The sequence below is a fragment of the Leuconostoc citreum genome, from assembly GCF_007954785.1.
In the GTDB taxonomy this organism is placed as follows: Bacteria; Bacillota; Bacilli; order Lactobacillales; family Lactobacillaceae; genus Leuconostoc; species Leuconostoc citreum.
Map to the genome: position 1 here is coordinate 1,794,848 of NZ_CP042410.1, position 13,043 is coordinate 1,807,890.

The 13,043-nt window shown below is 40.5% G+C and carries 12 protein-coding genes; all 12 read left to right on the top strand.

Features of this window, described 5'->3' with window-relative positions:
* Positions 1-10 precede the first annotated feature (10 nt).
* The 12 genes from atpA to FGL72_RS09075 all read left to right on the top strand — a co-directional run bounded on the left by atpA (position 11) and on the right by FGL72_RS09075 (position 12,938).
* Positions 11-1,525: a F0F1 ATP synthase subunit alpha gene (gene atpA / locus FGL72_RS09020; protein ID WP_004904999.1), complete on the top strand. Its 1,515-nt coding sequence runs from the start codon at positions 11-13 to the stop codon at positions 1,523-1,525.
* 15 nt (positions 1,526-1,540) lie between these two features.
* A complete protein-coding gene (locus tag FGL72_RS09025; protein ID WP_004902056.1) occupies positions 1,541-2,449 on the top strand; it encodes a F0F1 ATP synthase subunit gamma in 909 nt (302 codons plus the stop codon).
* Between the two features lie 113 nt (positions 2,450-2,562).
* On the top strand, positions 2,563-3,963 hold the full coding sequence (gene atpD / locus FGL72_RS09030; protein ID WP_004902054.1) for a F0F1 ATP synthase subunit beta: 1,401 nt from the start codon (positions 2,563-2,565) through the stop codon (positions 3,961-3,963).
* Between the two features lie 14 nt (positions 3,964-3,977).
* Positions 3,978-4,427: a F0F1 ATP synthase subunit epsilon gene (locus FGL72_RS09035; protein WP_004902052.1), complete on the top strand. Its 450-nt coding sequence runs from the start codon at positions 3,978-3,980 to the stop codon at positions 4,425-4,427.
* A 323-nt stretch (positions 4,428-4,750) separates the two neighbouring features.
* Positions 4,751-5,797: a phosphate/phosphite/phosphonate ABC transporter substrate-binding protein gene (locus FGL72_RS09040; RefSeq protein WP_004902050.1), complete on the top strand. Its 1,047-nt coding sequence runs from the start codon at positions 4,751-4,753 to the stop codon at positions 5,795-5,797.
* 120 nt (positions 5,798-5,917) lie between these two features.
* On the top strand, positions 5,918-6,664 hold the full coding sequence (gene phnC / locus FGL72_RS09045; RefSeq protein ID WP_040190669.1) for a phosphonate ABC transporter ATP-binding protein: 747 nt from the start codon (positions 5,918-5,920) through the stop codon (positions 6,662-6,664).
* Entirely contained in the window at positions 6,664-7,485 is an 822-nt protein-coding gene (gene phnE / locus FGL72_RS09050) for a phosphonate ABC transporter, permease protein PhnE (protein ID WP_004908818.1), read from the top strand. The genes phnC and phnE (FGL72_RS09050) overlap by 1 nt, the downstream gene beginning before the upstream one ends.
* Positions 7,486-7,496: 11 nt before the next feature.
* Positions 7,497-8,306, top strand: coding sequence for a phosphonate ABC transporter, permease protein PhnE (gene phnE, locus FGL72_RS09055; protein WP_004902045.1), 810 nt, complete (start codon positions 7,497-7,499; stop codon positions 8,304-8,306).
* Positions 8,307-8,352: 46 nt separating this feature from the next.
* Positions 8,353-9,858, top strand: coding sequence for a bifunctional metallophosphatase/5'-nucleotidase (locus FGL72_RS09060; RefSeq protein WP_085700009.1), 1,506 nt, complete (start codon positions 8,353-8,355; stop codon positions 9,856-9,858).
* A gap of 150 nt (positions 9,859-10,008) precedes the next feature.
* Positions 10,009-10,608, top strand: coding sequence for a LysM peptidoglycan-binding domain-containing protein (locus tag FGL72_RS09065; RefSeq protein ID WP_004902041.1), 600 nt, complete (start codon positions 10,009-10,011; stop codon positions 10,606-10,608).
* 145 nt (positions 10,609-10,753) lie between these two features.
* Positions 10,754-11,668 carry a helix-turn-helix domain-containing protein gene (locus FGL72_RS09070; RefSeq protein WP_004904992.1) on the top strand — a complete coding sequence of 305 codons (915 nt, stop codon included), beginning with the start codon at positions 10,754-10,756 and terminating at the stop codon, positions 11,666-11,668.
* A 34-nt stretch (positions 11,669-11,702) separates the two neighbouring features.
* On the top strand, positions 11,703-12,938 hold the full coding sequence (locus tag FGL72_RS09075; protein ID WP_085700007.1) for an NADH-dependent flavin oxidoreductase: 1,236 nt from the start codon (positions 11,703-11,705) through the stop codon (positions 12,936-12,938).
* Positions 12,939-13,043 lie beyond the last annotated feature (105 nt).

Consider the following 13,043-nt stretch of genomic DNA (forward strand, 5'->3'; position numbering starts at 1 on the left):
AGGAAAAATAATGGCTATTCAAGCTGAAGAAATTTCTGCTTTAATTAAGCAACAGCTCGAAAAGTTCGACACAACGCTAACTGTAGAAGAAGTGGGAACTGTTACCTATATTGGTGATGGTGTGGCACGTGCAACTGGCTTAGCAAATGCTATGGCTGGTGAACTACTTGAATTTGCCAATGGTACATTCGGGATGGCCCAAAACCTCGAGTCAAGCGAAGTTGGAATCATCATTCTTGGTGGTTTTGATGATATTCGTGAGGGTGACACAGTTAAGCGTACCGGCCGTATTATGGAAGTGCCGGTTGGCGAACAATTGATTGGACGCGTAGTAAATGCATTAGGACAGCCAATTGATGGCTTGGGCGAAATCAAGACGGATAAGTTCCGTCCGGTTGAAGTCAAGGCACCAGGTGTCATGCAACGTAAATCAGTTTTCGAGCCATTACAAACAGGTATTAAAGCGATTGATGCGCTTGTTCCGATTGGACGAGGACAGCGTGAATTAATTATCGGTGATCGTAAGACAGGAAAAACGTCTTTGGCCATTGATACAATTTTGAATCAAAAAGATCAAAACATGATTGTTATTTATGTTGCGATTGGTCAAAAAGATTCAACCGTTCGTACACAAGTTGAGACATTACGTCAAATGGGCGCAATGGATTACACAATTGTTGTTAATGCTGGACCTTCAGAGCCAGCACCAATGCTATATTTGGCACCCTATGTTGGGGCAGCAATGGGTGAAGAATTCATGTATAACGGTAAGCATGTTTTGATTGTTTATGATGATTTGTCAAAGCAAGCAACAGCTTATCGTGAATTGTCATTGATTCTTCGTCGACCACCAGGACGTGAAGCATACCCTGGTGATGTGTTCTACTTGCATTCACGTTTGCTAGAACGTGCCGCCAAGTTATCAGATGAATTAGGTGGCGGTTCAATGACGGCTTTGCCTATTATTGAGACACAGGCTGGCGATGTATCTGCTTATATTCCAACAAACGTTATCTCAATCACAGATGGTCAAGTCTTCTTGGACGCTGATCAGTTCTATGCCGGCGTCCGTCCAGCGATTGATGCTGGAACATCGGTTTCACGTGTTGGTGGTGATGCACAGATTAAGGCAATGAAAAAGGTTGCTGGTACATTACGTTTGGATTTGGCATCATTCCGTGAACTAGAAAGTTTCGCGCAATTTGGTTCGGATCTTGATGCTGCGACCCAAGCTAAGTTAGCACGTGGTCGTCGAACAGTTGAAGTGTTAAAGCAACCGCTTCATAAGCCAATGCCAGTACAACATCAAGTTATCGTTCTTTATGCGCTAACACATGGATATATTGATGACATTGCCGTTGAAGATATTCAACGTTTCCAAGATGAGTTGATTGCATACGTTGATGCCAATGCGAATGATTTGTTTAAGGTCATCATTGACACGAAGCAATTACCTGAAGAATCAGCTATGAACGCAGCAATTGAAGCCTTTAAGGCTGGATTTGCTGGTTCAGCGGCTGAATAATAGGAGGACGCTGCAATGGCTTCTTTGCAAGATATTCAGCGTCGTATCTCATCCACTAAAAAGACGCGTCAAATAACGAGTGCCATGCAAATGGTCTCAACGGCTAAACTAAGCCAAATTCAACGCTATGGTAGAGGATATCAAGCATACGCCGCACGCCTTGAGGCGGTGGTGGAGCATCTTGTTGCCGCTCACTTGTTTGACAATGCTGATGCCAAGCATATTCCTCTAATTGCGCAACGGCCCATTCGTAAGACGGGTATTTTGGTTGTTACCTCTGATCGTGGTTTGGTTGGATCGTACAATGCCAATGTTATCAAACAAACGAATGCATTAATGGCCCGTTTGAATTTGGATACAACCAATACGGCTATTTTGGCTGTTGGTGGTAATGGGGCTGATTTTTATAAGAAACGTGGCTTTGAAGTCATTTTGGAACACCGTGGTGTTTCAGATGTACCATCGTTTAACGAAATACGTTCAGTAGTTAAAACAGTAACGAGTTTATATGAATCTGAAGTGTTTGATGCACTTCACGTTGTATACAATCACTTTGTTAACCGTTTGACTAGTGAGTATCGCGACGTTCAATTGTTACCGTTAACAGGTGATACGTTGGTCGCAATGGGTGGTACAGAAGCTCACAAAGCAGAGCTAGATATTCAAAGCGCTTATGAAGTCGAACCAGACACAACAGCTGTATTAAATGTTGTGTTGCCGCAGTTTGCACAGAGTTTAGTGTATGAAGCAGTGCTTGATGCTAAAACGGCTGAACATGCAGCTTCATCGACAGCGATGAAAGCAGCGACAGATAATGCTAAAGATCTTATTGGGCGTTTGGAGTTACAGTTCAACCGTGCACGTCAAGCTGCGATTACGACGGAAATTACAGAAATTACAGGTGGTATGGCTGCCTTGGAGTAAATTCATGGGTGCCATACTATTCGATTAAAATGAACTGCATGCGCAGTGATTAAAAACGCGACAATGCTTGTGAGAGTGTTGTTGGCTGTTCTAAATTTGAAAGGAAAACGACAATGAGTACTGGAAAAGTCGTACAAGTGATTGGTCCGGTCGTCGATGTTGCGTTTGAATCAGGTCAACAAGTACCTGATATTAACAATGCGCTTAAAATCGACAAGGGCGACGGCCAAACATTGACAGTTGAAGTCTCATTAGCACTAGGTGATGGTATTGTCCGCACTATTGCTATGGATTCAACTGATGGCCTTCAACGTGGTATGTCGGTAACTGATACAGGGGATGCTATTAAAGTGCCTGTCGGTGAAGCCACATTAGGACGTGTTTTCAATGTGTTAGGTGAACCAGTGGATAATAACGGTGAAATTGCCGCAGAGACACCACGTCATTCTATCCATCGAGATGCCCCTAGTTATGATGACCTAGCAAATTCAACAGAAATATTAGAAACTGGTATTAAGGTGATTGACTTATTGGCACCTTATGTTCGTGGTGGAAAAATTGGTCTGTTTGGTGGTGCTGGTGTTGGTAAAACAGTTCTGATTCAGGAATTGATTCATAATATTGCGCAAGGTCATAATGGTATTTCTGTTTTCACGGGTGTTGGTGAACGCACGCGTGAAGGTAATGATATGTACCACGAAATGGCAGAATCAGGCGTTTTGAAACAAACTGCCATGGTTTATGGTCAAATGAATGAGCCACCAGGCGCACGTATGCGTGTTGCTTTGACTGGCTTGACAATGGCTGAAAACTTCCGTGATAGTGAAGGTAAGGATGTGTTGTTGTTTATTGATAACATTTTCCGTTTCACACAAGCTGGTTCAGAAGTTTCTGCGTTGTTGGGTCGTATTCCATCTGCCGTTGGTTATCAGCCAACTTTGGCAACTGAAATGGGACAATTACAAGAACGTATTACATCAACCAAAAAGGGTTCTGTTACATCAATTCAGGCGGTTTATGTGCCTGCCGATGATTATACCGACCCTGCGCCAGCAACGACGTTTGCTCATTTGGATGCTACTACTAACCTGGAACGTGCTTTGACACAACAAGGTATCTATCCAGCTGTTGATCCACTAGCATCAACTTCTTCTGCTTTAGACCCACAAGTTGTTGGTCAAGAACATTATGAAGTGGCCACAGAAGTACAACGTACATTGCAACGTTATCGTGAATTGCAAGATATAATCTCAATTTTGGGAATGGATGAACTTTCAGACGAAGAGAAGACGACCGTCAACCGTGCGCGTCGTATTCAATTCTTCTTGTCACAACCATTCTCTGTTGCCGAAACATTTACCGGTATTAACGGTGAATATGTACCGGTTGCTGAAACTGTACGTTCATTTAAGGAAATCCTTGATGGTAAGTATGATGATTTGCCAGAAGATGCTTTCCGAAATGTAGGTGCGATTGAACAAGTTGTTGAAAAAGCCAAAACAATGGCCCAATAAGGGGGTATTGACTAATGGCAGATGAGACGACAACACCAAAGAAAACAGGAATTACCGTACAAATTGTGACACCAGTAGGTGAAATTTACAACGAAACCAATGTTGAATTGGCCGTTGTTAATACACAGGGTGGTCAAATCGGTATTATGCGTCAGCACGTGCCAATTTTAGCTGCTTTGACAATTAACGAATTACTTGTTAAAAAAGATGGTCAACACGAGACTTTAGCTGTTAATGGTGGTATTGCTGAATTCTCTAATGATTTGTTGACTGTGATTGCAGATAGTGCAGAGACATCTGGTAACATTGATGTGACACGCGCGCAAAGTGCTAAAGAACGTGCTGAAGCGCGTATTGCCCATGCGCAAAATGACAATAATGATGCGGAGTTGAAACGGGCACGTGTTGCTTTAATGCGTGCGGTTAACCGTATTCATGTTGCCGCAATTAGGCAAGGACAATAACGTATTATTTGTTAAATGAAACCGAACATTAAACGTTCGGTTTTTTTTAATGCCGCTTAAGGCTTCTATAAAAGTCAAACGTTCGTCTTCAATGCTTTATTTTCGTTTAATGTTCGGAAAGAGCCGGACGTTTCATTTTAAAATGAGGAAACTATAATTTGCTATAAAGTTATAAGTATATTTTATCTGATATATTGGTAGAGGAAACAAATATACAAACTCTTTACCCAATATCGTCAAAAGCTTGATGATAGTTGTGTACGATAGTAGATGTAGTATTTGTAACATATAAATTACCAATTGGTACACAGGAGAGAAGCATTATGAGCAAGAATGCGAAAACACTCGCAGGCATCGTTATTGTTGTGGTTATTGCGATTGCAGCCTATTTTGGATTTACCCATACAGGGGCAAAGTCGACATCAGATAAAACGATTAAAGATTTGAAAGTCTATTTTGTGCCATCAAAGCAACCTGATAAGATTGTGACAGCAACAGCACCGTTGAAAGGTCTATTGAAAGATCAATTGAAAAAAGAAGGTTATACGGTTGATAATGTTGATATCAAAGTTGGAACAAGCTACGAAGCGGCTGGTGAAGCTTTGACATCAGGCACTGCAGACATCGGCTTTATTCCTGGTGGTACTTATGTCATGTATGAAGATGGTGTCAAGCCACTGCTGACAGCAACACGTGCTGGCCTTAACAAAAACTTCTCTGATGCTGCCAAGTGGAACGACGGTAAGCCAACAGAACAAATCAAAGAACAGTCATCAAAGTACCGCTCAATCTTTATTGCAGGTCCTTCAGCTAAGGGACAAGAGCTAGCTAAAAAAGTTAATGCTGGTCAAAAGTTGACATGGGATGATTTGAGCTCAGCAAAGTGGGGATTGTCTTCAACAACATCGTCTGCTGGTTATATTTACCCATCACTATGGTTGAATAAAAATTATAAGAAGACGGTTGCTGATTTGAAAAACACAGTGACAGTTGATTCATATGGTTCAGGTATGGCGCGTTTGGCTTCAGGACAAATCGATATCATGCCAACTTACGGTGATGCCCGCCGCGACTTTGCTAAGTTGTGGACAACAGATTATCAGCAACCAAAGTCAATATGGGAAGAAACAAATGTTATTGGCGTATCACAAGAAATTTATAACGACACAATTTCCGTATCAAAAAAGTCAAAAACAATGACGCCAGAATTTGAGAAGGCGTTGTCAAAGGCGTTTATTAACTTAGCTAAAACAAAAGAAGGTAAGCAGGTTATTGCCATTTACTCACACGAAGGCTATGAACCAGCTAAATCATCAAATTATGATGGTGAACGTGCAGCACAAAAAGTGTTAAAGAATTCTCAAAAATAATTTGTTACGTACAATGTGACAGATAATTTACTAAATATACCAGAAAAGCAGCGCATACAAGCGCCGCTTTTCTTGCGTTAAGGCCATAAGGGCATGATATAAAAAATTAGGACGGCAACTATGATTAAATTTGAACACGTTTCAAAAACTTACCCCAACGGTGTAAAAGGCCTACAAGACATTAATCTAGAAATTCAAGATGGTGAGTTCATTGGTATTATTGGCATGTCTGGAGCAGGTAAGTCAACATTTATTCGCACAATTAATCGGTTAAATAACATTACTGAAGGTAGCCTAATGGTTGATGGTGTGGAAATTTCAACCTTAAAGGGTCAAGCATTGCGCCAGTATCGTCGCAAAGTTGGTATGATTTTCCAGTCCTACAATTTGGTACCACGTATTTCTGTGATTAAGAATGTGATGAGCTCATTAGTGCCGGATATGCCTTTTTGGCGCGTTTTACTTGGTTTATTTTCTAAGGAAGAAAAAATAAGCGCTTTGGAGGCATTAGATCGTGTCTCGATGCTAGACAAGGCATTTGTACGGACAGACCAACTGTCTGGGGGACAACAACAACGTGTCTCATTGGCACGTACATTAACACAAAATCCAAGTGTTTTATTGGCGGATGAACCGGTGGCGGCATTAGACCCTGTGACGGCTCATGAAGTGATGGATGATTTTAAACGGATCAACGAAGAACTTGGGCAAACTGTTCTGATTAATATTCATCATGTTGACCTAGCCTTAGAATATTCTAAGCGTATTATTGGCATTCGCGCTGGAAAAGTGGTTTATGATGGTCCGGTAAGTGGGATGACACAAGAAATACTAGATGTTATTTATAGTAAAGATGAGGCTGAATAATGGGTTGGTATGATAAGTTATTTGAAGCTGAAAGTTACACATTGGGTAATGGTAAAACAGTATCTCAAAAATTTACGCGACTACCTCTAATCCTCTTTTTGTTCATTATTGGTATCGCCATATCTGTTTGGGTGACGGGCTTTAGTCTGGTCACTTTATTTACCAACTTTGCAGGATTTTGGAAAATTTTTGGCAGCATGTTTCCACCTAAATTATCTTATTTTATGCAAGTTTGGCGACCATTATTGATGACCATTCAGATGTCATTTTTAGGCTCATTTTTTGGTGCTGTTGTGGCGTTACCTTTTGCCATTCTTGCCGCTAACAATGTGACGAGTAATCGTGTTGTGAATTTAGTTGTGCGTTTTATTTTAACAGTCGTGCGAACAATTCCGACATTAGTCTCAGCATTGATTGCAACTTATATTTTTGGTTTGGGTACGTTTGCTGGTACTGTGGCAATTTTTTTGTTTAGTTTTAGTTTTGTGGGTAAGCAACTGTTTGAATATATTGAAACAGTTGATATGGGTGCCTACGAAGCACTCATTGCCACGGGGGCAAGCCCAGCACGTTCATTTATTACAACGATTTTGCCACAAATATTACCAACGTATCTCTCAACGTCATTATTTGCTTTTGAAGGAAATGTGCGTTATGCCGCCATACTAGGCTATGTTGGCGCTGGTGGCATTGGTATGATTTTGAATGAGAAAATTGGTTGGCGTGAATTCCAGAGTGTCGGAATGATTTTATTGTCAATTTTTGTTGCAGTCGTGATTATTGAAACGACGAGTCAAAAATTGCGAAAGCATTTAAGTTAAGGAGAGCGCACGTGAATAAGAAATTAGAGTCAGTTCTCAGTAAAGAACCACGGCGTGGTCTACAATATGCTGTTACAATTATAATTTTGCTCATCTTACTGTTGTCCGCTTCACCCGCTTTGGGTGGGGCCCAAATGACAACAAAAGGTTTTGACATTGGGAAAAATATTTTAACAGGCATATTCACACCAGATACTAGCTTATTATTTGGTTTAGGCGATAGTGGTGTGATGTATTTAATTCTACAAACGATTGCCATTGCTTTCTTGGGTACGTTGGTTGGGGCAATCATTGCTGTGCCACTATCTTTTATCTCAGCGACTAATATTGTGCCAAAACCAGTTGTGTTAGTCACGCGGTTCATTATTATGGCTATACGGACTATCCCATCATTAGTGTATGGGTTAATGTTTATTCGTGTGACTGGGCCGGGACCCTTTGCAGGGGTTATGACGTTGGCCATTGTATCAATCGGCATGATTTCTAAACTATTTATTGAGACGATTGAAGATTTGGACTCGGGTATTTTAGAGTCATTAGATGCTTTTGGATCAACACTTTTTCAAAAAATACGATATGGTGTTTTACCACAGCTTGGGCCTGATTTCATTTCGATTTTAGTCTATCGTTTTGATATGAATCTGAGAGAAGCAACAATTTTGGGGTTAGTTGGTGCTGGAGGGATTGGCGCACCAATGATTTTTGCCTTAAGTGCTTACCATTGGCATCAAGTAGGGGCGATTTTAATTGGCCTGTTTGTTCTCGTTTTCGTGGTAGAAATTTTATCAGATAAGCTGAGACATAAAATTCTACATGGTTAAATATTAAGGGGACGACAGTTAGGTCGTCTTTTTTTAGGAGAAAATGATGAAGCACTTTAAATTGTATTATACGTCAGATGTTCACGGTTACTTATTACCAACAGATTATATACAATCAGGTAATCAGTCACTTGGCATGGCCAATGCTGCTTATAATTTCCACAAGGATGGAAACACAATCATTATTGATGGTGGCGATATGTATCAGGGCTCACCAATGTTACAGTACCTACAGCAACACCAGGATATAGATGCGGTGACAACCGCAATGAATCTTGCGGGGTATGATTACGTGACTTTGGGAAATCATGATTTTAACTACGGCTATCATGCGCTAGAGAAACATTTGTCACAATTAAACGCAACGGTTATTGCTGAAAATGTTACAGACAGCAATGGTGAAACACTGTACCCAGCACAAATCAAAACATTAGCTGATGGCACGACCGTTGGGTTGATTGGTCTGGTGACTGATTATATTAATATCTGGGAAAATCCTGAACATTTGGCTGGTATTCGTATTGAGTCACCACGCATTAAAGCACAAAAAACAGTGATGTATTTGAGAGAAAATGCGGATGTTGTTGTCGGGGTTTATCATGGCGGGTACGAGCGTGATTTAGTTACGGGACAACAATTGAGTCAAACAGATGAAAATATTGCCTATCAACTCACAGAACAGCTGGATTTAGATATCTTATTAACAGGGCATCAGCACGGCAATGTTGCACCACAAGTTGTTAATGGGGTTTTAACATTACAAATGCCGAATCAAGCACGTATGTATGCAGAAATTATTGGCACGAAGCATGATACTGAATGGGTATTTAATGCCACAACGGCATCAGTAGGTCATACGGCTCGTCCCGACATTGTCGCGGCTTTGGCGCCACTCAATGAACGTGTCCAAAGGTGGCTGGATCAACCAATTACGCAATTAACAAGTGCCATACCACTAGCGCAACCTTTAGCGCTGGCACAATTTGGTAATGATATATTACAATGGATTGCGCATGTTGAGCTTTCTGCAACGCAAGCTGACATTGCGCTTGTCAGTTTGAATAATAATCCATCAGAATTACCAGCCAACCTCACATTACGTCAAATCTTACAAAATTATCCGTTTGACAATACGTTAGTCACCAAACGTGTTAGCGGTTCAGCATTAAAAACAGCGCTTGAGCATACTGCGGATTATTTTGTACTTGAATCCGGCAAGCTGACAGTTAATCCATCGTGGCTATACCCTAAGGTTGAACACTACAACTATGATTTGGCATTTGGCATTAGTTATACCATTGATGTTAAGCAACCAGTAGGACAACGTATCACAGAACTAAGCTTTGATGGTCAGGCGGTTGCGGATAGTGATTTATTTACGGTCGCGATGAACAGTTATCGTGCTGCTGGTGGTGGCGATTACACAGCCTATCGCGATGCTGAAACGATTTTTAGTGGGGATGAGACGATTCAAGATATGTTGGTATCGTATTTTAAAGCACACAATCAGTTACCAGAAACACCAAAACTGCAATTAAAGGTTATTTATTAAACACATATATACTATTATGTTTAATAAATAACAGACCGTAATATAACTGAAACGGTTCCGATGTTTGGCTATTATATTTCGAGCATAGAATATTGTACATAACGTAAGAACACAACGTAAGTAAATAAATATATAAGAGGTCAAAATTACATGTTTAGTTTTAAAAAGTCATTAACAATTGCTGCAGGTGTTGCAGGTGCATTTGCATTCGGTGCTTCAAACGCCAATGCGGACACAACAAACCAAAACTTACCTACAGATTATATTGTTAAGTCAGGTGATACATTAAACAAGTTATCATCAGAATTCAACACAACGGTTGAAAAAATTGCATCAAACAATAACATTAGCGATGTGAACATGATTGTTGTTGGTCAACACTTGAGTTTCGCTGAAAAGGCAGCAACGGCCCAACCAGCACAACAAGTTGTTGCACCTGCTGCTAAAGTTGAAGCACCAGTACAACAGGCTGTTGCAGCACCAGCACCAGTACAACAAGTATCTGCACCACAAGCCACTTCTTCTGCTGCTTTAGATGCTTTGATTGCTCGTGAGTCAGGTGGCAATGTTAACGCAGCCAATGGACAATATTTCGGTATTGGTCAATTGTCACCACAAGCTCGTGCCGTATACGGTGGTAACTCAACTGACTACAATGATCAATTGAATGCCATGAAGTCATACATTTCAGCGCGTTATGGTACAGCTGAAAATGCTTGGGCACATTCACAAGCTACAGGTTGGTATTAATTAGAAGCATATTATTGTATTAAAAGAGCTACAATCGTAGCTCTTTTTTTGTGTTATTTTTTTCACTAATTGTTTGACAGGGCTATTGTTAGCTAGGTATACTTATAATAATTGTTATGTGATAACAGTTTTTTAGGGGGCAATTATGGGACAAATGCAGGCGGGAAAAAATTATTATAGTGATGCTTTGAAATATTTTTTTCATGAAAAAAATATATCCGTCAAAGAGATATTGACGGAAGCCAACATTTCGCGTAGTCGGTTCTATGCTTATCTCAATGGTGAAGGTGATTTAGCAATGACAAGATTGATGTCAATTGTTACGGCTTTGGGGGTTGATTTCGATGAGTTCTTAACTTATGCCATGTTATTGCGTCCTGAAAATGAGATCGCTGAAGTGATCTCTGGACAGTTTGTGTCTTTAACTGATAGCGTGACACAAGCCGTCAGTTTATATCAAAATTCACATCGTGTTGGGCCGATATTGCAAGTGCTCCATCGGATTAATTTAACAGCCAGTGCACAAGAAGAAGAGCAGTATATCCAAAACATGCGCGCGACGATACAAGAGATTATTGGGACAACAAAATATTGTGAAAAAAATGAAATCAGAATATTTTTAAATACAATGCTTTATTTACCTTATGAACAAGTAAAGTTACGCTATAATCAAATTGTTAATAACTTAACAAAAAGGCAGCACTTTTCAACATTATCCGGTGACAGTCAACCATTTATCTTGGACAGTTTAGTTGAATTACACTATAAAATGATAATTGCTGCATTACAGGTACAACAGTTTGCTGCTGCTGACGACATAGCACGACATTTATTACAAGTACCGTCACAAGAATTTAGTTGGCATGCCAATGCATTGAAAAAAATGACCAGTATTATAGTTGCGCTTAGATCTAACCAAATTGCACAATCTAAGGCGTTGTACAGTCAGTTGACTGAAGCGGTATATTTTATGCAGCACGAGCAACAGTGGCTCAGATACGAAAAAATCATGCAGCACAACTTTAATCAATTAAAAACACTTGTATTAGGTAAAAAATAAGTAGCTATACATTTTTTAGGATTATAATAGAACAATGCAGATGAATTATGATTTTTTAGACAATTTTATTTTCCCAAATAAAGCCATTACCTTGAAAAATCGTGTGGTTATGGCACCAACGACTTTGCGAGCTTCTTTTGAAGATGGCAGCGTGACAACCGACGAACTTGCTTACTATCAATTACGCTCAAAAGGTGTCGGATTAGTTATTGCTGAAGCAGCTTATGTTAACCCATTGGGTCGTGGCTGGGAAGGCGCAATCAGCATTGCTGATGATGATAAAATACCTGGCTTAAGACGCTTAGCAAGTGCTATCCAATCGGGTGGTGCCAAAGCGGTATTGCAGCTAGTTGCTGCTGGGCGACAATCAACGACAACCATATTGCGTGGCGAACAACCGGTTTCGGCTTCCGCTCAAGCTTACCCACATGGCGAACACGAGCAGCCACGTGCCTTATCGCATGAGGAGATTGCGCAAAATATAAACGACTTTGCGCAAGCCACAAAACGTGCGATTTTAGCTGGGTTTGATGGTGTTGAAATTCATGGTGCCAATCTTTATCTCCTTCAGCAATTCTTCTCGCCAGAAAGTAATCGACGTGAAGATATATGGGGTGGTACGCGCGATAAAAGAAGCCGTTTTGGTTTGGCGGTGACGGCAAAAGTAGCGCAAACGATTAAAAAATATGCGGAAAAGCCCTTTCTGCTAGGGTATCGACAGTCTCCCGAAGAATCAACGACGCCGGGTATCAGTCTAACTGATTCAATTGCTTTTGCCCAAAAACTGACACAGTTACCGGTTGATTATTTACACTTATCGTTAAAAGATGCAACCCAGACGTCCTTTCGAGATAAGCAGGATACCACGCCGATTGTGTCACGCTATCGTCAAGCTTTGCCGGATCAGTATCCTATTATGGTTGCTGGTCTACTTAAGCAACCAGGTCAGGTTGAAGCGCTAATGGATTTGGGCGCAACTTTTGCTGCGTTAGGACGTCAACTCATTATTGACCCTAACTGGGTCGAAAAAATCGTTGCAAACGATGAAAAAAGTATTCGCTATGCGTTGTCACCAAGTGAATTTGAGACATTAGCTATCCCTAAACCACTGGAAAACTGGTTACTGACGCGGTTTCGGAATGGGTTACCATTGACAACTGATCCCGAATTCAATCCAGAGAGACCTTGGCAATATTATAAACATGACACGTTGTCAGATAGAAAGCCAATAGATCCGACTAAGCTAATGACATTAAAGCCTAAAAAATAGCGCTTTTTTACCATACAGACTATTTCTGAATTCAGAGATGCGTTATTTTTTAAAAAAAGTGTTGACGTGATTATTTTTTCTTGCTATACTAATATAGTTGTCTGA

What these genes read in the sequence shown, in the direction of transcription:
- phnC (WP_040190669.1), top strand. Translation starts at nt 5,918, where the DNA reads ATGATTAAATTTGAACACGTTTCAAAAACTTACCCCAACGGTGTAAAA.
- FGL72_RS09060 (WP_085700009.1), top strand. Translation starts at nt 8,353, where the DNA reads ATGAAGCACTTTAAATTGTATTATACGTCAGATGTTCACGGTTACTTA.
- atpA (WP_004904999.1), top strand. Translation starts at nt 11, where the DNA reads ATGGCTATTCAAGCTGAAGAAATTTCTGCTTTAATTAAGCAACAGCTC.
- FGL72_RS09070 (WP_004904992.1), top strand. Translation starts at nt 10,754, where the DNA reads ATGGGACAAATGCAGGCGGGAAAAAATTATTATAGTGATGCTTTGAAA.
- FGL72_RS09025 (WP_004902056.1), top strand. Translation starts at nt 1,541, where the DNA reads ATGGCTTCTTTGCAAGATATTCAGCGTCGTATCTCATCCACTAAAAAG.
- FGL72_RS09075 (WP_085700007.1), top strand. Translation starts at nt 11,703, where the DNA reads ATGCAGATGAATTATGATTTTTTAGACAATTTTATTTTCCCAAATAAA.
- FGL72_RS09065 (WP_004902041.1), top strand. Translation starts at nt 10,009, where the DNA reads ATGTTTAGTTTTAAAAAGTCATTAACAATTGCTGCAGGTGTTGCAGGT.
- FGL72_RS09040 (WP_004902050.1), top strand. Translation starts at nt 4,751, where the DNA reads ATGAGCAAGAATGCGAAAACACTCGCAGGCATCGTTATTGTTGTGGTT.
- FGL72_RS09035 (WP_004902052.1), top strand. Translation starts at nt 3,978, where the DNA reads ATGGCAGATGAGACGACAACACCAAAGAAAACAGGAATTACCGTACAA.
- atpD (WP_004902054.1), top strand. Translation starts at nt 2,563, where the DNA reads ATGAGTACTGGAAAAGTCGTACAAGTGATTGGTCCGGTCGTCGATGTT.
- phnE (WP_004908818.1), top strand. Translation starts at nt 6,664, where the DNA reads ATGGGTTGGTATGATAAGTTATTTGAAGCTGAAAGTTACACATTGGGT.